Genomic DNA, 20,972 nt, shown 5'->3' on the forward strand with positions numbered 1-20,972 from the left:
TCGCTCAATATATGTTTATGTTCTTTTTCGTACGAAAGGGTGCATGGTGACGACACAGAACCCCGCCGGCTCGCCGCCACCGCGGAGCGAACGCCGACAGCCGGGCCGCTCCTCCTCGCTGACGTCGCCTCAGAACGCGTCCGGGCGACCGGGCTCGGACACCGCGTCCGACGGCCCCCTCCCGCTGACGCCCGCTCAGGCCTTCGACGCGCTCTACGCCTTCTGCGCACCCGCCCTCGTGCGCCAGACCTATCTGCTCAGCGGGCGCCGGGAGCTGGCCCGCGAGTCGGTGGAGCGCGCCTTCCAGCTCGCCTGGCAGCGCTGGCCGGAGGTGGCCCGGGACCGGGATCCGGCGGGCTGGGTGCGGGCGGTGGCGTACGACTGCGCGCTCTCCCCCTGGCACCGCTTCCGCCCCCGCTACCGCTCGGCGGAACCCCCGCCCGCCGACCCCGCCGACCGGGAGCTGCTGCGCGCGCTGCTCAAGCTGCCGCCGTCGTACCGGCGCACGCTCGTCCTCTACGACGGTGTGGGTCTCGACCTGCCGGAGACGGCGGCGGAGACGGAGGCGAGCACACCGGCCGCGGCGAGCCGGCTGACCCACGCGCGCGAGGCGGTGGCCGCGCGGCTGCCGGAGCTGGCCGATCCCGCCCGGCTCCATCGCCGGCTGCTCGAACTGGCCTCCGCCGAGCGGCTGAGTTCCGCCCGGCCGACGACCGTACGGACCGGCAGCGAACGCCAGAACGTCTTCTGGACCCGGGCGGCCATCGCCTTCACGGTGACGATCATCGGCGCGACGACGCTCACGCTGCGGACGGCACCGACGCGGTACGAGGCACCGGTGGCGCCCGCGCAGGCGGTGCAGGGCGTTCCGCCGGCCGGGGTCATGGGCCCGCTGTCCCCGGCGGAACAGGAGCTGCGGGCCAAGCTCCACCACGCGGAGGCGCGCGGACCGGAAAGGCTGGCACCGGAGCCACGGTGAACGCGCGGCGAGCGAGAACGCGGCAGGCCCGCCCCGGACAACGGGGCGGGCCTGCCGACGCTCAGCCGCGAGAAGCTCAGGCGCTGAGGATCTCGCGGGCGAGCTTGGCCGTCTCGGTCGGGGTCTTGCCGACCTTGACGCCCGCGGCCTCCAGGGCCTCCTTCTTGGCCTGCGCCGTACCGGAGGAGCCGGAGACGATGGCGCCGGCGTGGCCCATGGTCTTGCCCTCGGGCGCGGTGAAGCCCGCGACGTAGCCGACGACCGGCTTCGTCACGTTCTCCTTGATGAAGGCCGCGGCCCGCTCCTCGGCGTCGCCGCCGATCTCGCCGATCATCACGATCAGGTCGGTGTCGGGGTCGTCCTGGAACGCGGCGAGCGCGTCGATGTGCGTGGTGCCGATGATCGGGTCACCGCCGATGCCGACAGCGGTGGAGAAGCCGATGTCCCGCAGCTCGTACATCATCTGGTACGTCAGCGTGCCGGACTTCGACACCAGGCCGATGCGGCCCGGCTTGGTGATGTCGCCCGGGATGATGCCGACGTTCGACTGGCCCGGGGTGATGATGCCGGGGCAGTTCGGGCCGATGATCCGAGTCTTGTTGCCCTTCTTGCCGGCGTACGCCCAGAAGGACGCCGTGTCGTGCACGGCGATGCCCTCGGTGATCACGACGGCCAGCGGGATCTCGGCGTCGATGGCCTCGACGACCGCGTCCTTGGTGAACTTCTCCGGCACGAAGATGACGGAGACGTCGGCGCCGGTGGCCTCGATGGCCTCCTTGACGGTGCCGAAGACGGGTACCTCGGTGCCGTCGAAGTCCACGGTCTGACCCGCCTTGCGCGGGTTCACGCCGCCCACGACGTTGGTGCCGTCACCGAGCATGAGCTTCGTGTGCTTCATGCCGGTGGCGCCGGTCATGCCCTGGACGATGACCTTGCTGTCCTTGTTGAGCCAGATAGCCATGGTGTGTTCTGTCCTCGTCCTGAGTGCTTACTTGGCGGCGTGGGCCAGCTCGGCGGCCTTCGCGGCCGCGCCGTCCATGGTGTCGACGCGCTGCACCAGCGGGTGGTTGGCGTCCGTGAGGATCTTCCGGCCCAGCTCGGCGTTGTTGCCGTCGAGGCGGACGACGAGCGGCTTCTCGACCTTCTCGCCGCGGTCCTCCAGGAGCTTCAGGGCCTGCACGATGCCGTTGGCGACCTCGTCGCAGGCGGTGATGCCACCGAAGACGTTGACGAAGACGGACTTGACGTCCGGGTCGCCGAGGATGATCTCCAGGCCGTTCGCCATCACCTGGGCGGAGGCACCGCCACCGATGTCCAGGAAGTTGGCGGGCTTGACGCCACCGTGGTCCTCACCGGCGTACGCGACGACGTCCAGGGTGCTCATGACGAGACCGGCGCCGTTGCCGATGATGCCGACCTCGCCGTCGAGCTTGACGTAGTTGAGGCCCTTCTCCTTGGCAGCCGCCTCGAGCGGGTTGGCGGCGGCCTTGTCGTGCAGCTCGTCCCAGTCGTGACGGAACTCGGCGTTGTCGTCCAGCGACACCTTGCCGTCGAGCGCGATGACCTCACCGGAGGCGACCTTCGCGAGCGGGTTGACCTCGACCAGGAGGGCGTCCGACTTGATGAAGGTGTCCCACAGCGTGACCAGGACGTTCGCCACCTGGTCCGCGACCTCGGCCGGGAACTTGGCGGCCGCGACGATCTCGCGGGCCTTCTCGGGGGTCACACCGTCGATCGGGTTGATCGGCGTCTGGGCGACGGCGTCCGGACGGGTGGCCGCCACCTCCTCGATCTCCATGCCGCCCTCGACCGAGGCGATGGAGAGGAAGGTGCGGTTGGCACGGTCGAGGAGGAAGGAGACGTAGTACTCCTCGACGATCTCCGGCGCGGTCTCGGCGATCATGACCTTGTGGACCGTGTGGCCCTTGATGTCCATGCCGAGGATGTCCGTCGCGCGGGCGACGGCCTCGTCCGCGGAGGCGGCCAGCTTGACGCCACCGGCCTTGCCACGACCACCGACCTTCACCTGGGCCTTGACGACGGACTTGCCGCCCAGCCGCTCGGTGATCTCGCGCGCCGCCTCAGGCGTGTCGATGACTTCACCGGCCAGCACCGGTACATCGTGCTTGGCGAAGAGGTCCCTCGCCTGGTACTCGAACAGGTCCACGCGCTTCCGTCCCTATCAGTGATCTCGCGGTTCGTTGGATGCGTGGGCGTGCCGCGAAGGGCAACGTGACGTCCGCTGTCACTAGGGAGGCGCACACGGTGTCCGAGCGCGCGGCATGTCCGTCTCGCAGGTTATCGCTGCTTGCAGGGGGCCTCTAAATCGCGGGTCACACCTGAGCGGTGATACCTGTCACATGATGCCGAATTCCCTGGCACGGCGTGCCGCCCTATGAGTGTGTCGCGTGCCCCACAGGCGTTTGTACGAGGCCTCACCGGGCTGGGGTTGACCCGGTGAGACCCCCTCGACGGCCCCGGGCCTCCCCGGGACCGGGGCGCTTGATCCCCACCCCAATGGGGACCACCCGCCCCATCCGCGCGGCACCGCCCGAACGCGCCGACGGTGTTCGGCGACCCGGGTACGGCCACCGCACGGAGCTGTCCGCACCACTCACTCCCGCTACCGGGTGCCCCGCACGCCCCCCTCTCACGCGCCCCGGCACCAGGGATACGGAGACAGCCCCGACTCCCCACCCGGGCCCGAACCCGCCCCGAGCGGGCGGCCCCCCGGCTGGCCACACGCCCGGGCCGGGCTCGGGACCGGGCCCCGGGCCCGGCGTGGGGCCGGGCTCGGCGTGGGGCCGGGCTCGGCGTGGGGCCGGGCTCGGCGTGGGGCCGGGCTCGGACCGGGGCGTCGGGCCAGGCGTGGAGCCGGGCTCGGGGCCGGGCGCGGGCTCGGGGCCAGGCGCGGGCGCAGGGCCGGGCACGGGCCCGGGGTGGGGCGCGGGCTCGGGGCCAGGCGCGGGCGCAGGGCCGGGCACGGGCCCGGGGTGGGGCCGGGCTCGGGGCCGGGCCGATCGTCGGGCAGGGCTGGTCCCCCGTTCAGGCCGGACCGGTCAGGGCTCAGGCTGGGGCCGACCTCCGATCCGGTCCGATGCGGCCCTGGGCTCGGCCGGGGCTCGGGCCCGGGCCTGGCCGGGCCGTGCGGGGCTGGCTGGCCACACGCCCGGGCCGGGCTCAGGGCCGAGCCGGGCCGGGCCGGCCTCAGGGCCGGGCTGGTCCCCGGTCAGGCCGGACCGGTCAGGACTCAGGCTGGGTCCGACCTCCGATCCGGTCCGATGCGGCCCTGGGCTCGGCCGGGGCACGGGCCCGGGCCTGGCCGGGCCGGGCCATGCGGGACCGAGCCGGGCGGGCCATGCGGGGCCGTGCCGTGCGGGGCCATGCCGGGCCTAAGGGCCTGGCCGCACCGGACCGGCCGGGGCTCGGGCTCGGTCGGGGCTCAGGCTCGGTCGGGTATCGGCAGCGGTCGTTTCTCCAGCGCCGCGGCCATCACCTCGGGGAACAGGTCGGGGGTGCAGGCGAAGGCCGGTGCGCCGAGCGCGGCGAGCGCCGCCGCGTGGTCGCTGTCGTACGCCGGCGCCCCCTCGTCCGACAGCGCGAGCAGGGTCACGAACTGCACCCCGGACGCCTTCATCGCCGCGACCCGCTTGAGCATCTCGTCACGGATGCCGCCCTCGTAGAGGTCGCTGATCAGCACGACGACGGTCTCGGCCGGCCGGGTGATCTGCGCCTGGCAGTAGGCGAGCGCCCGGTTGATGTCCGTGCCGCCGCCGAGCTGAGTGCCGAAGAGCACGTCGACGGGGTCGTCCAGCTGGTCGGTGAGGTCGACGACCGCCGTGTCGAAGACGACCAGCCGGGTGCTGATCGACCGCATGGAGGCGAGGACCGCGCCGAACACCGACGCGTACACCACGGACGCCGCCATCGAGCCGGACTGGTCGATGCAGAGCACGACCTCCTTCTTCACCGACCGCGCGGCCCGCCCGTAACCGACGAGCCGTTCCGGTACGACCGTGCGGTACTCCGGCAGGTAGTGCTTGAGGTTGGCCGCGATGGTGCGGTTCCAGTCGATGTCCTGGTGGCGCGGGCGGTGGATCCGCGCGCTGCGGTCCAGGGCGCCGGTGAGGGTGGCCCGGGTGCGGGTGGCGAGCCGCTTCTCCAGGTCCTCGACCACCTTGCGCACCACCGCGCGGGCCGTCTCCCGGGTCGTCTCCGGCATCGCCTTGTGCAGTGAGAGCAGCGTGCCGACCAGGTGCACGTCGGCCTCCACCGCCTCCAGCATCTCCGGCTCCAGCAGCAGGGAGGCGAGGCCGAGCCGGTCGATGGCGTCGCGCTGCATGACCTGGACGACGGAGGACGGGAAGTAGGCGCGGACGTCCCCGAGCCAGCGCGCCATGGACGGCGCCGAGGCCCCGAGCCCCGCCGAACGGTCCCCCCGGCCCGTCTGCGGCCGGTCGCTCCTGCCGTAGAGGGCGGCCAGCGTGCCGTCCATCGCCGCGTCCCGGCCGGACAGCGCGTGCCCGGTGCCGTCGGCCTGGCCCCCGCCGAGCACCAGCCGCCAGCGCCGCAGCCGCTCCCGCGCCGGGTCGGCCGTCTCAGCAATTCCGGCCGGCCTCGACCCGGCGGCCGGCCCCGACCCGGCCGTCGTAGCCGCTGGGTGTGCCCCGTGTGCCCCGGTTGCTGTGTGTGCCGTGTGTGCCGTGTGCGTCATGTGCCCACCCCCGCGAGGCTGTCGCGCGCCGCCGTGCCGTGCGTCGTGCCGTCCGTCCTGACGTACGCCGTGTCGTACGCCGTGCTGTCGTCGTCCACGTCCGGGCCGAGCAGCAGCCGCAGCACCGGCAGCACGGCGTCGGCCCGCCCGGTGTCCGGCTCGGCGGCGAAGCCGGGCAGCGCGGTCCCCTGGGCGGCGGCACGGCCCGCCCGGTCACCGGGGCCGCGCCTGACCAGCTCACCGAGGGTTCTGCGCACCCCGGGCTCGTACGCCGCGAAAGTGCGCCGCAGCAGCGGCAGCACATCGGTGAAGGCATCCGCCGGTACCCCGGTCAGCCAGGCGTCGAGCAGGCCGAGCAACCGCTCGTCGTGCACCAGGAGCAGCCCGCCCCCGCCGCCCGCGAAGCCCTCGACCCAGGCGGCGGCAGCGGCGGGCGGCGTACCCGGCGACAGCGCGAGCCCCATCAGCCGCGCCGCCTCCTCGGGCCGCAGCGCGCCGTCGTCCAGCAACAGCCGCACGGCCCGCCCCCGGACGACCCCGTGCGCGGTGTCCCGCAGAGACAGCACCCGCAGCACGTCCCGCCACCGCGCCCGCAACCCGCCGCCCGGCCTCCCGCGGCCGGGGTGCCCCACATGGTCGCGCTGCCCTTCGTCACCGGCACGACCTGCGTCCGCTTCCCCGTCGCCGCCCGCCGCCGTACCGGCCAGGCTCTCCGTCAGCAGGCCCACCGCCGTGTGCACGGCGTCCACATGGCCGCGCATCTCCCCCGCCGCGTCCGCGTCGAGGGCGGAGCAGGCCGGGGGGAGGCCGACGAAGACGCGTTCGGCGAGGCCCGCCGCGACCTCGGCCAGCGCGCCGGTGTCGGTGCCGCGCACATCGCCGTAGCGCAGCGAGCGGACCAGGGCGGGCAGCGCCTGGGCCAGGTGGCCGACATCGGCGTCGAGGGCCGCCCGGTCGGCGAGCACCCGCATGACCAGCGGCAGCGCGTCCGACAGCCCGGCCAGCAGGCACCGCTCGGCGACCGCGGTGACCTCGCCGAGCGCGGTCGCCGCCGTCGCGTCCGCCTCGGCCTTGGCCCGCGCCGCCGCCCCTACGGTCGTCCCCCACACCCCCGCCTCGGCGACCCGCACCGACAGCTCGGGCTCCCAGCGCAGCCGCCAGGTCTCCCGGAAGGTCCCCGTGCTCCCCCGGGACCGGGCCGGCTCGCCCCAGTCGACGCCGAGCAGCCGCAGCCGGTGCAGCAGCCTGCTGCGGCCGGCGTCGGTGTCCCCGCGCAGGTCCAGCTCCAGCTCGCGCTCCAGTGCCTCGGGCTTGAGCCGCAGCGAACGCTGCTGCCGGGCCAGGTCGCGCTGGAGCGGCACGGCGGGCGCGGACTCGGGGACCTCGCCCAGGACGTCCCCGACCACCAGCCGGTCGTGCACCAGCGCCAGGGGCACGTCCGAGCCCTCGCACAGCACCGCGCGCACCGCGTCGGTGGTCTCGCCCAGCCCGGGCAGCGGGCGGCCACGCAGCACGGCCAGGGTCTCCGCGAGCCGCACGGCCTCGATGACGTGCGCCGAGGAGACGATCAGGTCCTCCTCGCGCAGCAGCCGGGCGACCTCGGTCAGCCAGCGCTCGACCGGCCGGTCGGGGGCGTGGAACAGGTGCCGGTACCAGCCGGGCGAGTCGATGCCCGCCCCGTATCCCCCGGCCCTGGCCAGCCTGCGGTGCGTCCACGGCACCCAGGTCAGGTCGGACCTGGTCCTGGGCAGGCCCCTGAGCAGCGCGCGGTCTGCGGTGACGGTGGTCCTCGCGCGCAGAGCGGGCACGTGCCAGGCCCCGCACACCACGGCCACGGCGTCCCCGAACTCCTTGCGCGCCTCCCGCAGCCGGAGCCGCATGTGCGCCTCGCGGACCAGGTCCCGCGGGCGCCCGCCGGCGCCGTACCGCTCGCGCAGCGCGCCCATGGCCTCCGCGACCGCCGCGAACGGCGCGAAGGGGTCGCGGGCGCCCGGCCCCCGGTGCTCGACGACGTCCTCCCACCAGCGCTCGGGATCGTCGTATCCGGCCGCCTCGGCGAGCACGGCGAGGGGGTCGACACGGGCCTGGTCACCCTCGGAGGCGGGCCGGGCCGCACGACCGCCGCCCTCGTCGTCCGGAGCGGCCCCGGGAACACCGGCCCCCTTCTCCCCGCCCCCGTCCCCGCCTTCCTCCCCGTCCCCGTCCCCGTCCTCGTCCTCGGCAGCGGGCCCGCCCGTCTCCTCCTCCCACGCGAGCGTGTGCGCGGCCGGCAGGTCGATGAAGCGTGCCGGAACGTCCTGTTCCACGGCCCACCGGATGGCCACCCACTCGGGACTGAACTCGGCGAACGGCCAGAACACCGAGCGGCCGGGTTCGTCCACGGCGTGGGCGAGCAGTGCGACCGGCGGTCGCAGGCCCGGGTCGGCGGCCAGCGGGATCAACGCGTCGGCCTCGGGCGGGCCCTCGATCAGCACGGCGGCCGGGCGGGCGGCGTCCAGGGCGGCCCGCACCGCGCGCGCGGAGCCGGGCCCGTGGTGCCGTACGCCGAGCAGCAGCGGCCCGGAGCCGTACGCCGCGCCCCGGTCGGCGCCGGTCATGCGCTCACCTCCCGGCACGCGCGGTAGAAGTCGGTCCAGCCCTCGCGCTCGCGGACGACCGTCTCCAGGTACTCCTGCCAGACGACCCGGTCGGCCGCCGGGTCGCGGACGACGGCGCCGAGGATGCCGGCGGCGACGTCGCCGGGGCGCAGCACGCCGTCGCCGAAGTGGGCGGCGAGCGCGAGGCCGTTGGTGACGACGGAGATCGCCTCCGCCGTGGACAGCGTGCCGCTGGGCGACTTCACCTTCGTACGGCCGTCGGCGGTGACGCCGTCGCGCAGCTCGCGGAAGACGGTGACCACCCGGCGGATCTCCTCGATGCCGTCGGGCGCGGCGGGCAGGTCGAGGGAGCGGCCGAGCTGGTCGACGCGGCGGGTGACGATGTCGACCTCGGCGTCGGCGCTCTCCGGCAGCGGCAGCACCACCGTGTTGAAGCGGCGGCGCAGGGCGCTGGAGAGGTCGTTGACCCCGCGGTCGCGGTCGTTGGCCGTGGCGATGAGGTTGAACCCGCGGACCGCCTGGACCTCCTCGCCCAGCTCGGGGACGGGGAGGGTCTTCTCGGACAGGATCGTGATCAGCGTGTCCTGCACATCGGCCGGGATACGGGTCAGCTCCTCCACCCGGGCCGTCATGCCCTCGGCCATGGCTCGCATGACGGGACTGGGCACGAGGGCGTCGCGGCTCGGGCCGTGGGCGAGGAGCTGCGCGTAGTTCCAGCCGTACCGGATCGCCTCCTCCGGGGTGCCGGCCGTGCCCTGCACGAGCAGGGTCGAGTCTCCGCTGACGGCCGCGGCCAGATGTTCCGACACCCAGGTCTTGGCGGTCCCCGGCACTCCGAGCAGGAGCAGGGCGCGGTCGGTGGCGAGCGTGGTGACGGCGACCTCGACGATACGGCGCGGCCCCACGTATTTGGGTGTGATCACCGTGCCGTCCGGCAGGGTGCCGCCGAGCAGGTACGTCGCCACCGCCCACGGCGACATCTTCCATCGGGCCGGGCGCGGGCGGTCGTCCTGCGCGGCGAGCGCCGCGAGTTCGGCCGCGAAGGCGTGCTCGGCATGCGGTCGCAACACCTCCGCGTTCGCCTCGCGGTCGGATTCGGCGGTCGTCGGTCGCACGGACACAGTCATGGCTGAGGCCCCCTCCAGCTCGGCCGGTTCGGATCTGGCACCCACCGTGCACCACGCCACTGACAATCGCTCTGACCTGCACGAACACGCTCGCCAGGCCGATTGTCAGTGGCGGGACCTACCGTCGTTGGCATGACTGAGCAGGGGGTGCGCCGGACCGTGGAGCAGGTGCTGGCGCTGGCGCCTGACGCCGCGTCACGCAAGGCGGGGAGCAGGCTCGGCGCCGCCGGGCCGTGGTCCGGGACGGGGAGCGGAGAGGGGACGGTGTGGGGACTGTGCAAGGGCAGCGGCAGCAGGCCGTACCAGACGGTGGTGGACCTGGCCGGGGCGGCGGGTCCGGCGTACAAGTGCAGTTGTCCGAGCCGTAAGTTCCCGTGCAAGCACGCGCTCGGGCTGCTTCTGCTCTGGGCGGGCGACGACGGTTCGGTGCCGGCCGCCGTTCAGCCGCCGGACTGGGCCGGGCAGTGGCTCGCGGACCGGCGCGGACGCGCCGAGACCAAGAGAGCCCGGGCCGAGGAGCGTTCGGCCGCCGGGCCCGCCGACCCGGAGGCGGCCCGGCAGCGGGCCGAGCGCCGGGCCGAGCGGGTCACGGCGGGCGCGACCGAGCTGGAGCAGCGCCTGGCCGACCTGCTGCGCGGCGGCCTGGCCTCGGCCGAACAGGCGGGGTACGGCCTGTGGGACGAGACGGCGGCCCGCATGGTCGACGCCCAGGCACCCGGCCTCGCCGCGCGCGTGCGGGAGCTGGGCGCCGTCCCGGCCTCCGGTGCGGGCTGGCCGGCGCGGCTGCTGGAGGAGTGCGCACTGCTGCATCTGCTCGACCAGGGCTGGCTGCGCCGCGACCGGCTGCCGGACGCCCTCGCGGCCACGGTCCGCTCCCGGCTCGGCCTGCCCGCGACGCCGGACGGCCCGCCGGTGCGCGACCACTGGCTGGTCCTGGCCCAGTACGACGCGGTGGACCCGAAACTGACGACACGCCGGATATGGCTGCACGGCGCCGGCTCCGGCCTGACCCGGCTGCTGCTCTCCTACGGCGCGGCGGGCCGGGCGCCGGAGCTGTCCCTGCCGGTCGGCCTGGCCGTGGAGGCGGAGCTGACGGCGTATCCGGGCGCGGGTCAGTCCCGGGCCGCCCTGGGCGAGCGGTTCGCCCCGCCCGCCCCGGCCGCGTTCCGGCCGCCGGGCGTGACCACCGCCGAGGCCGCGGCCCGGTACGGCGAGGCCCTGCGCGAGGACCCTTGGCTGGAGTCGGTACCGGTCGCCCTGGACCGGGTGATACCGGTCCCGGACGGCGACGGGTGGCAGCTGGCCGACGCCGACACGGACACAGCGCTGCCGGTGACCCGGGCCGCCCGCTCCCGGTCCGGCCTGTGGCGGCTGGTCGCCCTGTCGGGCGGGGCCCCCGTCACGGTGTTCGGCGAGTGCGGACACCGCGGTGTCACCCCGCTCACGGCCTGGCCGGAGGGGGCGGGCGAGGCGGTGCCCCTGTGCTGACCGGCGGGCGGGACACACACGCGCGTGCACGTGAAGGGAAGGGAACGTGATGAACGGGGTACCGACCGCCGGGACCGGCACGACACCGGAAGGCTCCTGGGAAGAGCTGGTCACCACCGCGCTCCTCGGCACCGACCGACGCGCCCCGGCGCACTCCGCGCCCGGCCGCCCGGCACCGGTGGCGCTGCTCGACGCGGCCGCCGTGGCGACCGTACGGCGACGGGCCGGGCTGCGCCCCGCGCGGGCGGCACCGCGGCCCGGGCGGGCACCGGCCGATCCGCGCCCGGCTCTGCCCGCACCGGCGGCGCGCAGACTCACCGCGCTGCTGGCCGACCGCTCGGGCGGCACCTCAGGCGGCCGGCGGGGCAGCTCCCCCGACCTCATGGAGCTGCTCCCGCAGTGGCTCGCGGCGGCCAACGCGGAAGGGTACGCGGCGCCCCCGCAGGCGCTGCCCGCACTGCTGGACGCGGCCCGGGGCCGTACGGACCTGCGGCCGGCGGCGCTGGCGTTCGCGGGCCCGCGCGCGCTGTGGCTGGCCAAGCTGAACCCGGACTGGCGGTTCGCCCTGCGCGCGGCCCCCGGCGGCGGCGCGGCGCTGCCCGACCCGGAGGACGCCGAGGCGGTGCACCGGCTCTGGCAGGAGGGGCTGTTCGCCGAGCGGGCGGCGCTGCTCGGCGGACTGCGCGCCCGTACGCCCGCGCTGGGCCGCGAGCTGCTGGCGTCGACGTGGGCGGCGGAGCGGGCCGAGGACCGGCTGATGTTCCTCGACTCGCTGCGCACGGGCCTGTCGGACGCGGACGAGCCCTTCCTCGAACAGGCGTTGGGCGACCGCAGCCGCAATGTCCGGGCGACGGCGGCCGAACTGCTGTCGGCGCTGCCGGACTCGGCGCTCGCCGCACGGATGGCGGTACGGGCCACGGCGTGCGTGGCCCTGGACCGGACGGGAGACCCCGAGGCGATCGTGGTGGAGGCGCCGCTCGAATGCGACCCCGGCATGGAGCGGGACGGTGTCGTGGCCGCACCGCCCGCGGGCCGGGGCGAACGGTCCTGGTGGCTGGCGCAGTTGGTGGAGGCCGCCCCGCTCGGCGCCTGGTCGGTGCGGATCGGCGGGCGGACGCCCGAGGAGATCGTGGCACTGCCGGTGGCGGACGGCTGGCAGGGCGAACTGCACGCGGCCTGGTGCCGGGCGGCGGTGCGGCAGCGGGACGCCGCGTGGTCGCGGGCCCTGCTCGGGCCGCCCTCGGCGCCGGAGGCGGGCGGCCCCGGCGCGGTGTCGCTGGCGGAGCGGGCGAAGCTGCTGGCCGCGCTCGAACCGGCCGAACGGGCGGCGTGGGTGGCCGGCTTCATCGCCGTGCACGGCCTGTCGGAGGCGTTCCAGCTGCTCGGGGTGTGCGCGGTGCCCTGGTCGGCACCGTTGGGCCAGGCGGTCGTGGACGCCCTCAACATCGCCCGGGACGCGGGCAGTTACCCCTGGAGCTTCAGCGGGGTGATGGGGCTGGCGGAACGCTGCCTGGACCCGGCGGAGGCCGTACGCCTCGAGGCGCTGCTGGCGATACCCGACGAGCGGGAGGACGCGGCGCCGGGCGCCGGCGGGTACTGGGCGGAGGCGTTCCAGCGGCTGGTCACCACGCTGCGGCTGCGGGCGGCGATGACGCGGGAACTGGCGCCGCCCGCGCAGCCCGCGGCGGCGGGGGCTCAGCCCCCGGACGCGGCCGGCTGACGCACGTTCGCCCGGACCCACTCCACGATCGACGTGGTCGTCGCCCCCGGGGTGAAGATCTCCGCGACACCCTTCTCCTTCAGCGGCGGGATGTCCTCCTCCGGGACGATCCCGCCGCCGAAGACGACGATGTCCGCGGCGTCGCGCTCCTTGAGCAGGTCGATCACCGCGGCGAACAGCGTGTTGTGCGCGCCGGACAGGATGGACAGGCCGATCGCGTCGGCGTCCTCCTGGATGGCGGTGTCGACGATCTGTTCCGGTGTCTGGTGAAGGCCGGTGTAGATGACCTCCATACCGGCGTCGCGCAGAGCGCGCGCGATGACCTTGGCCCCGCGATCGTGGCCGTCGAGCCCTGGCTTGGCGACCACCACGCGGATCGGACCGGCTGCCACACCCATCACTGCCTCCATCAAGCGACCACGGAAGCGATCGCTTCCGTCCGTACCGACAAGTACCGCACCTTCGGCGCGTTCCGCCACCGCCGTGAAGTGAACGAACGTTATCTCCAGCATCCCGCAACCGGCAGTTTTACGGTGCGCGGCGAGGGGGAAATCACATGGTGGGACATGAGGGCACACGGGGGATCGAGCCGTCCCCCGGGTGCCGACGGGAGGTCGGCCAATGAAGGTCACCTGGGTATCGCCACTCTTTCTCCCGCTCTGCCGCCGTTTCTGGCCGGGCAGACTCGCCGGACTGTCCATGACGCTGCTCAGGGCGACCGCCCTGGAGGCCGCGATCCTGGCGGGGCATGTACTGCTGTATCCGACCGGCCTGATCCAGGAGCGCCGCTCCGCCGCCCTGCCGGACACGGACGGCGCCTCCCGGCTGCCGGTCCACCCCGGTCCGCCGGTCGTGCTGCTGCACGGCTTCATCGACAACCGTTCGGTGTTCGTGCTGCTCCGCCGCGCCCTCGCCCAGCACGGCCGCCAGCGCGTCGAGTCACTCAATTACTCTCCGCTGACCTGTGACATACGCACCGCCGCCGAACTGCTCGGCCGGCACATCGAGGAGATCTGCGAGCGCACGGGGAGCGCGCAGGTCGACATCGTGGGGCACAGCCTCGGCGGCCTGATAGCGCGCTACTACGCCCAGTGCCTCGGCGGTGACCTGCGGGTACGCACACTGGTCACGCTCGGCACCCCGCACTCCGGGACCCGGGTGGCGCCGCTCGCGGACGCGCATCCGATCGTCCGGCAGATGCGGCCCGGCTCGGCGGTGATCGAGGAGCTCGCCGGGCCCGCGCCCGGCTGCCGGACCCGCTTCGTGACTTTCTGGAGCGATCTGGACTCGCTGATGGACCCGCTGGAGACGGCCTGCCTGGAACACGCCGACCTCGACACGCAGAACGTCCGGGTGACCGGCATCGGCCATCTCGCGCTGCCCGTGCACCCCGCCGTGGCGGCCGGGATACGCGACGCCCTCGACGCCCCGCGCCCCGGGGACCGCGCCACCGGCGGTCTGACGGTGGCCTGACCGCGGGCCTGACCGCGGGCCTGTCGGTGGCCTGACCGCGCGAAGGGGGCGCACAGGCCGGGCACAGCCCGCACATCGCCACTCGACATCGAACATCCTTCGAACGCAAGGCCAAAGGCGCGTCCAGGCTCCCCCGAAACACGGCCGAATGCCCGTTTCCGGCCCACGCGAAACCAGCTGAAGATTGTCGCGCCCAGGTACCGCCGGGTACAGTCGCCGCACTGCTCTGGCAGCCCCTGTTGTCGAGGCGAAAGAGAAGTTGGTGAACGACCGTCACCCGTCGGGGATCATGACCACCCCGGCCCCGGCTTCCGACGCCTCCACCGCGCCCTACGCGCCGTACGGGACACAGGAAGTCCCCTACGACGACCTCACCACGTACGGCACTTACGACGCCACCGGTTTCACCGGTGCCGCCGAAGGCACCGCGGCCTTCCACACCGACCCGCTCTTCGGCAGCCTCCCGGGCGACGAGCAGTCCACCGGTGCGTACGACACCACGCAGTGGCAGACCGGCACCGGCCAGATCCCGGCCTACGACCCGTACGCGGCCCAGCACCACGCCGCCTACGACTCCGGCGTCTACGACAGCACCGCCTGGACCGTCCCCGCGCAGGCCGCCGGCAGCGACACCAGCGGCCAGTGGGACACGGGTGCCTGGCTGCAGCCCGAGCAGGCGGCCGGCGCCGACGCCACCCAGCAGTGGGATTGGGGCACCCAGACCTTCGACACCGGCGCGTACGACGCCACGCAGTGGAACTCCGCCGGGCAGGCCGTGCCGGGGCAGCGCGAGCAGGCTGGCGAACCGTTCGATCAGCAGCCCACCGCGACGTTCGAGGCGGTCGGCGCCCCGGAGACCACGTTCGAGCAGGCGGGCGACCCGCAGGCGACCGCGGCCTTCGAGCAGGTGTCGTACGAGGAGGGCGCCTTCGACGAGCAGCCCCTCGGCGAGGGCGAGCCGGACGCCACCGGTGAACTGCCCGCCGTGACCGGCCTGCTGGACGACCAGGAAGAGATCACCCCGGCGCCGGCGACCCGCGCGGGCTCGCGGGGGGCGGCCCGCTCCCGGCGCCGTCCGCCCGCCAAGCGCTCCGCACTGCTGACCGTCGCCGTGCCGTCGGCCTGCGTGATGGGGGTCGCGGGTATCGCCGCCGCCTCGGTCGGCGCCCTCGGCGACGACTCCACGGACACCACCGCCACCGCCTCGGACGTACCGGTGTCGGTCAAGCCGTCGATCGCCAACAGCAAGCTGGACACACAGCTCAAGACCCTCTCCGCCGATGCGCATGACTTCGCCGACCGGGCGAGCCGCACCCAGGAGCGGATCGACCTCAAGGCACAGCAGGCGCTGGAGAAGAAGAAGGCTGCTGCCGCCGCCGCGCTCAAGGAGCGACTGCGCCCGAAGTTCGCGCTGCCGGTCGCACAGCACGGCCTCAGCGCCTACTTCGGCCAGGCGGGCATCAACTGGATGTCGGTGCACACCGGCATCGACTTCCCCGTCTCCTACGGCACCTCGGTCATGGCCGCCACCGACGGCACCGTCACCACCAAGTGGAACAGCGCCTACGGCAACATGCTGATCCTGACGGCGAAGGACGGCACGGAGACCTGGTACTGCCATCTGTCCAGCTACCGCGTCGCCTCCGGTACGACCGTCAAGGCCGGCGACGCGATCGCCTTCTCGGGCAACTCCGGCAACTCCACCGGCCCGCACCTGCATTTCGAGGTACGGCCGGCCGGCGGGGCGGCGATAGACCCGCTGCCGTGGCTGCGCAGCCACGGACTGGATCCGACCTAGCCCCCCGGGCCCCGCTCTTCAGCGGGGCCCTTCCCGTGGCGGGACTACAGCTTCTCCACCGGCGCGTACCGCAGCAGCAGCCGCTTCGGCTTGGCCTCACCGAAGTCGATCGTCGCCTCCGCGTTGGCGCCCGTGCCCTTCACTCCGACGACCGTGCCGAGCCCGAACTGGTCGTGGGTGACCCGGTCCCCGACGGCCAGCGCGACCACCGGCTTCTCCGCCGTACGCCGCGTCGCGAACCCGGAGGCGCCCGACGCCGAGGAGCGGGAGCGGGTCGAGGACAGCGAGGCGGCGATCCCGGACGCCGGTCCGGAGGACACCGGCGACGTGGCTCCCGTCCGCTTCCACTCCACGTGGGTGGCCGGGATCTCCTCCAGGAAGCGGGAGGGCGGGTTGTACGAGGGCTGGCCCCAGGCGCTGCGCATCGCCGACCGCGTGAGGTACAGCCGCTCCCGCGCGCGCGTGATGCCCACGTACGCCAGGCGCCGCTCCTCCTCCAGCTCCTTGGTCTGGCCGAGGGCGCGCATGTGCGGGAAGACGCCGTCCTCCATGCCGGTCAGGAACACGACCGGGAACTCCAGGCCCTTGGCGGTGTGCAGGGTCATCAGCGTGATGACGCCGTCGCCGTCCTCCTCGTCCGGGATCTGGTCGGAGTCGGCGACCAGGGCGACCTGCTCCAGGAAGTCGGCGAGCGTGCCCTGCTCGCCTTCCCCGCGTTCCTGCTCGAACTCCAGCGCCACGGCCGCGAGTTCCTGGAGGTTCTCGATCCGGGTCTCGTCCTGCGGGTCGGTGGAGGCCTGCAGCTCGGCCAGGTAGCCGGTGCGTTCGAGGACCGCCTCCAGGACGGTGGCCGGCCCGGCGCCGGACTCGACGATCGTGCGCAGCTCTTCCATCAGCGTGTTGAACCGCTTGACCGCGTTGGTGGAGCGCGCGGCCATGCCGTACGCCTCGTCCACGCGCTTCAGGGCCTGCGGGAAGCTGATCTTCTCGCGCTGGGAGAGGGCGTCGATCATCGCTTCCGCGCGCTCGCCGATGCCCCGCTTGGGCACGTTGAGGATGCGGCGCAGCGGCACCGAGTCCTCGGGGTTGGCGAGGACCCGCAGGTAGGCCAGGACGTCCCGGACCTCTTTGCGCTCGTAGAAGCGGACTCCGCCGACGACCTTGTAGGGCAGGCCGACGCGGATGAAGATCTCTTCGAAGACTCGGGACTGGGCGTTGGTGCGGTAGAAAACGGCCACATCGCCCGCCTTGGCGTCGCCGGCGTCCGTGAGACGGTCTATCTCGTCGGCGACGAACTGGGCCTCGTCGTGCTCGGTGTCGGCGACGTAGCCGGTGATCCGCGCACCCTGGCCGGCGTTGGTCCAGAGGTTCTTCGGGCGCCGGGACTCATTGCGCTCGATGACCGCGTTGGCGGCGGACAGGATGGTCTGCGTGGAGCGGTAGTTCTGCTCCAGCAGGATCGTCGTCGCGTTCGGGTAGTCCTCCTCGAACTGGAGGATGTTGCGGATCGTCGCGCCCCGGAAGGCGTAGATCGACTGGTCCGCGTCACCGACCACGCACAGCTCGGCGGGCGGGAGGTCCTGCTCGCCGGGCGGTACGCCGAGGTCCTCGGCGGCCCGTCCGCCAGTGCCGACCAGCTCGCGCACCAGCGCGTACTGGGCGTGGTTGGTGTCCTGGTACTCGTCGACCATGACGTGCCGGAAGCGGCGGCGGTAGTGCTCGGCGACGTCCGGGAAGGCGCGCAGCAGGTTGACCGTCGTCATGATCAGGTCGTCGAAGTCCAGCGCGTTCGCCTCGCGCAGCCGCGACTGGTACAGGGCGTAGGCCTGGGCGAGGGTCTTCTCGAAGCCGTCGGTGGCCTGGGCGGCGAAGTCCTCCTCGTCGATCAGCTCGTTCTTCAGGTTGCTGATCTTGGCGCTGAAGGACTTGGGCGGGAAGCGCTTGGGGTCGAGGTCCAGATCGCGGCAGACCAGGGCCATCAGGCGCTTGCTGTCGGCGGCGTCGTAGATCGAGAACGACGAGGTGAAGCCGAGCTTCTTCGACTCGCGACGCAGGATCCGCACGCACGCGCTGTGGAAGGTCATCACCCACATCGCGTTCGCGCGCGGGCCGACGAGCTGCTCGACACGTTCCTTCATCTCGCCGGCGGCCTTGTTGGTGAAGGTGATCGCGAGGATCTGGCCCGGGTGCACATGCCGCTCGGCGAGCAGGTGGGCGATGCGGTGGGTGAGCACGCGGGTCTTGCCGGAGCCGGCACCGGCGACGATGAGCAGCGGGGAGCCGGCGTGCACGACGGCGGCGCGCTGGTTCTCGTTCAGCCCCTCCAGGAGCGCCGCCGGGTCGAGCGCGGGGCGCGGGGCGCCATCGCGGTAGTAGCCGTCCCGGTCCGGCGGCACGTCGAACTTCCCGCCGAACAGATCGTCCGGAAGCGGCTCCGGAGCGTGATCGTCCTCGGGCGGCGGCGGAAGCTCCTCCTCGCGCCCGCGAGGGGCCTGGAGGTCCGCCAGGAAGCTGTCGTCAAAGAGGCTGCTCATCGCTCTCCGAGTCTAGGGTGCCCCACCGACAACCGGTCGCCGTCCCCGGAACATGGCCCGATTCCCGGACAGTCGGCCGTCGCCCCGACAGCGCCCGCGGGCCGCTCACCCAGTGGAAGCACCTGGTCACGCGCGCGTGAAACCTGCCTCAGGTCACAGAAATGTATCGGACATACCTCGCACCAACCTTCACAGAAGACACACGAGTTGGCTAGGTTTCCGTCAGGCCGCACGACCCCACTCCGGCGAACCTCGCCGGGCCGCGCGGCCTCCGCCGAGTCCGGCGCACCCCGCACGGTGCGCGGAGCCGGGGACCCACCGATCCTGGGGTGAATCGGCCGACTCCCGCCCGGGACGACGCCGTAGGGCAACCCTTCCAAGCACCCGCCCGAACCCGACAGCTAACCCGGTAGGCGGAGCACGGAAGGAGTCGCCACCCTTGGCGTCGCACCGCAAGCCGCGCCCCGGCGGAACCCACGGGGCGGGCATCCGCACCCCCGCCCTCGCCACCGCCGCCCTCACCTCCGTGGCCGTGTTCTCCCAGACCGCCGAGGCCGCGCCCGCGGCCACGGGCGGTCAGGGCAGGCCGAGCCGGGAGGAGATCGAGCGGAAGATCGACGACCTGTACCGCCGGGCGGAGTCGGCGGCCGAGACGTCCGCCACCGACAGGGAGCGGGCCGAGCGGGGCGAGCGGAACGCGCGCACCGAGCGGGCAGCCCGTACCGACCGCACCGACCGCGCCGACCGCACCGACGAGGCCGAGGCCCCGCGGCGACGCGCGGACAGCCTCCAGCGCCTGCGCGACGAGGTCGCCCGACGCGCCCGGCACCGCGCCCTGCCCACCCAGCGCGGCGCGGTCCCGGCCCAGCGGGGCACCCTGTCCGCCCCGGACACCGCCGCCGGGTCGCCCCTGCGGGACACGGGCGGGATACCGCTCGTAGGGGACACGGGCGGAATACCGCTCGCACGGGAGACAGGCGGCATCCCGTCGGTCCGGGACACGGCCGGTGTCCCGACGCTCCAGGACGCGGCGCTCGCTCCGTCGTTCCAGGGCGCCGCCGGCATCCCCTCGGCCCGGCACGCCGCCGGCATCCCGTCGGTCCAGGACGCGGCCGTCGCGCCGCCGGTCCACGGCCGGGGCGGCATCTCTACGTCCCCCCGGGGCACCGCCGTGGCCCCGCCCGCCGTGGACGCCGCCCCCGCCACCGCCGCCGGAGCGCCCGCGGACAGCCTGCCGGGGGACGCCGCGAGCGGCCCGAAGACGGCCAAGGCCAGCGTGCAGAAAAAGCTCGCCCACGCGCGCGTGCTGCTGTCGCGGCAGACCTCCCAGGCCCCCGGCACGCCTTCCGGCGCGTACGCGACCAAGGCCAGGAAGGCCATCGCCTTCGCCCGCGCCCAGCTCGGCAAGCCGTGCGTGTGGGGCGCCGCCGGTCCCGGCTCCTACGACTGCTCGGGCCTCACCCAGGCCGCCTGGAAGTCCGCCGGCGTCACCCTCCCGCGCACCGCACGCGAGCAGGCCGCCGCCGGCACCCCGGTCCCGGCCGCGCAGGCCCGCCCCGGCGACCTCGTCTTCTTCCACGACGACGTCAGCCACGTCGGGCTGTGCACGGGCGACGGCATGATGATCCACGCACCCAGACCGGGCGCGTACGTGCGGGAGGAGCCGGTCACCGCCGCCGGTGAGGCGGCCGTCCACAGCGTGGTGCGGCCGGACTGACCCCGGGGCGCGTCGAAGGACGGGGCCGGATCAGGTCCAGAGGACGGCGATGAAGATGTTGGCCGTGGTCAGCAGGCCGACCAGCCCGAAGAGGCCCTTGTCGACCCGCTCCTCGTCGCGCTTCACGTAGACCAGGCCGAGGATCACGATCAGCAGAGCCAGCTTCACGCCGATCTTGATGTTGTTGACGTGGTGGTCGTCGGCCTGGTTGAGGCCGACCAGGGCCACGCCGGTCACCAGCATGGTCAGCGCTCCGTGCAGCATCCCGGGCACGAACCGGGCCGTGCCCCGGCCCATCGCCTTCATCTGGGTGAGGAAACCGCCGAGCAGCGCGGCGATACCGATGATGTGCAGGCCGACGAAGAGATGGATGAGTACGTCCATGGGGCCGGAGCCTATTCGTGGGCAGCGGCCCCAGGGACGGCAGGGTGCCGTTCCGGGGTGTTCGAGCGATGCGGGCCGTCCCGCCCTGCCGGAGCCGGGCTCGCGAGGGCTGCGGTCGGACCGTGCGGGCGGATCCGGGCCCCGTCGCGGGCGCGCGACCCCTCCCACAGGCAGTCGGGAAAGCACTTCCACCCGGCAGGGGTGACGGGTGGTGGTGACAGGCGGTGACGGCGCCTTCGCGACGACTCCGGAGAACGTGCATATATCCGCCCCATAGCAGCCCACGGCCCTCGCCTGTCCCCCTTTCCGCGCTTCGGTCACCACGCTGCGTGAACATGTCGACTCCAGTCCGGCGACGCGATCACATCCGGTCACTTCCCGGTCCGTCGGAACCAGTTCCGTACACCGCGTTACCTTCTCGTCACCGTCCGGCCTAGCGTC

Annotated in this window: 14 protein-coding genes and 1 riboswitch; of the genes, 6 read left to right on the forward strand and 8 right to left on the reverse strand. The window is 73.8% G+C overall.

Annotated elements, in window-relative coordinates; all coding sequences use genetic code 11:
* Positions 1-46 precede the first annotated feature (46 nt).
* The gene (locus ACF073_RS02975; protein ID WP_392066868.1) at positions 47-979 is read left to right on the forward strand and encodes an RNA polymerase sigma factor; all 933 of its coding nucleotides are present in this window, start codon (positions 47-49) and stop codon (positions 977-979) included.
* 76 nt (positions 980-1,055) lie between these two features.
* Here the strand turns inward: ACF073_RS02975 and sucD are convergent, their stop codons facing one another.
* The 5 genes from sucD to ACF073_RS03000 all read right to left on the reverse strand — a co-directional run bounded on the left by sucD (position 1,056) and on the right by ACF073_RS03000 (position 9,417).
* A complete protein-coding gene (sucD, locus tag ACF073_RS02980; protein ID WP_392066307.1) occupies positions 1,056-1,940 on the reverse strand; it encodes a succinate--CoA ligase subunit alpha in 885 nt (294 codons plus the stop codon).
* A 27-nt stretch (positions 1,941-1,967) separates the two neighbouring features.
* Positions 1,968-3,146: an ADP-forming succinate--CoA ligase subunit beta gene (gene sucC, locus ACF073_RS02985; protein WP_392066309.1), complete on the reverse strand. Its 1,179-nt coding sequence runs from the start codon at positions 3,144-3,146 to the stop codon at positions 1,968-1,970.
* Positions 3,147-4,421: 1,275 nt separating this feature from the next.
* On the reverse strand, positions 4,422-5,693 hold the full coding sequence (locus ACF073_RS02990) for a VWA domain-containing protein (RefSeq protein WP_392066311.1): 1,272 nt from the start codon (positions 5,691-5,693) through the stop codon (positions 4,422-4,424).
* Complete coding sequence (locus tag ACF073_RS02995; RefSeq protein ID WP_392066312.1) at positions 5,690-8,290, reverse strand: DUF5682 family protein; 2,601 nt, start codon at positions 8,288-8,290, stop codon at positions 5,690-5,692. The genes ACF073_RS02990 and ACF073_RS02995 overlap by 4 nt, the downstream gene beginning before the upstream one ends.
* Complete coding sequence (locus ACF073_RS03000; RefSeq protein ID WP_392066314.1) at positions 8,287-9,417, reverse strand: AAA family ATPase; 1,131 nt, start codon at positions 9,415-9,417, stop codon at positions 8,287-8,289. Before ACF073_RS03000 ends, ACF073_RS02995 begins: the two co-directional genes overlap by 4 nt.
* A gap of 132 nt (positions 9,418-9,549) precedes the next feature.
* Here ACF073_RS03000 and ACF073_RS03005 point away from each other — a divergent pair, with 132 nt between their 5' ends.
* A complete protein-coding gene (locus tag ACF073_RS03005) occupies positions 9,550-10,905 on the forward strand; it encodes an SWIM zinc finger family protein (RefSeq protein ID WP_392066316.1) in 1,356 nt (451 codons plus the stop codon).
* Between the two features lie 49 nt (positions 10,906-10,954).
* Complete coding sequence (locus ACF073_RS03010; RefSeq protein ID WP_392066318.1) at positions 10,955-12,625, forward strand: DUF5691 domain-containing protein; 1,671 nt, start codon at positions 10,955-10,957, stop codon at positions 12,623-12,625.
* Here the strand turns inward: ACF073_RS03010 and ACF073_RS03015 are convergent.
* On the reverse strand, positions 12,601-13,023 hold the full coding sequence (locus ACF073_RS03015) for a cobalamin B12-binding domain-containing protein (protein ID WP_053657225.1): 423 nt from the start codon (positions 13,021-13,023) through the stop codon (positions 12,601-12,603). The two genes, ACF073_RS03010 and ACF073_RS03015, sit on opposite strands and share 25 nt — an antisense overlap.
* A gap of 223 nt (positions 13,024-13,246) precedes the next feature.
* Between ACF073_RS03015 and ACF073_RS03020 the strand changes: the two genes are divergently transcribed.
* Positions 13,247-14,098 carry an esterase/lipase family protein gene (locus ACF073_RS03020; RefSeq protein WP_392066320.1) on the forward strand — a complete coding sequence of 284 codons (852 nt, stop codon included), beginning with the start codon at positions 13,247-13,249 and terminating at the stop codon, positions 14,096-14,098.
* A 262-nt stretch (positions 14,099-14,360) separates the two neighbouring features.
* Positions 14,361-15,896, forward strand: coding sequence for a M23 family metallopeptidase (locus ACF073_RS03025; protein WP_392066322.1), 1,536 nt, complete (start codon positions 14,361-14,363; stop codon positions 15,894-15,896).
* 44 nt (positions 15,897-15,940) lie between these two features.
* On the opposite strand, the gene pcrA is transcribed toward ACF073_RS03025, so the two are convergent.
* The gene (pcrA, locus tag ACF073_RS03030) at positions 15,941-18,430 is read right to left on the reverse strand and encodes a DNA helicase PcrA (RefSeq protein ID WP_392066324.1); all 2,490 of its coding nucleotides are present in this window, start codon (positions 18,428-18,430) and stop codon (positions 15,941-15,943) included.
* A gap of 262 nt (positions 18,431-18,692) precedes the next feature.
* A riboswitch (cyclic di-AMP (ydaO/yuaA leader) is annotated at positions 18,693-18,861 on the forward strand.
* A gap of 8 nt (positions 18,862-18,869) precedes the next feature.
* Between pcrA and ACF073_RS03035 the strand changes: the two genes are divergently transcribed.
* Entirely contained in the window at positions 18,870-20,147 is a 1,278-nt protein-coding gene (locus ACF073_RS03035) for an NlpC/P60 family protein (RefSeq protein WP_392066326.1), read from the forward strand.
* Between the two features lie 30 nt (positions 20,148-20,177).
* Here ACF073_RS03035 and ACF073_RS03040 read toward each other — a convergent pair whose 3' ends face one another.
* A complete protein-coding gene (locus ACF073_RS03040; protein WP_392066328.1) occupies positions 20,178-20,531 on the reverse strand; it encodes a hypothetical protein in 354 nt (117 codons plus the stop codon).
* Between the last annotated feature and the right edge of the window lie 441 nt (positions 20,532-20,972).

It is taken from the genome of Streptomyces sp. NPDC015171 (assembly GCF_043079545.1).
GTDB lineage: Bacteria > Actinomycetota > Actinomycetes > Streptomycetales > Streptomycetaceae > Streptomyces.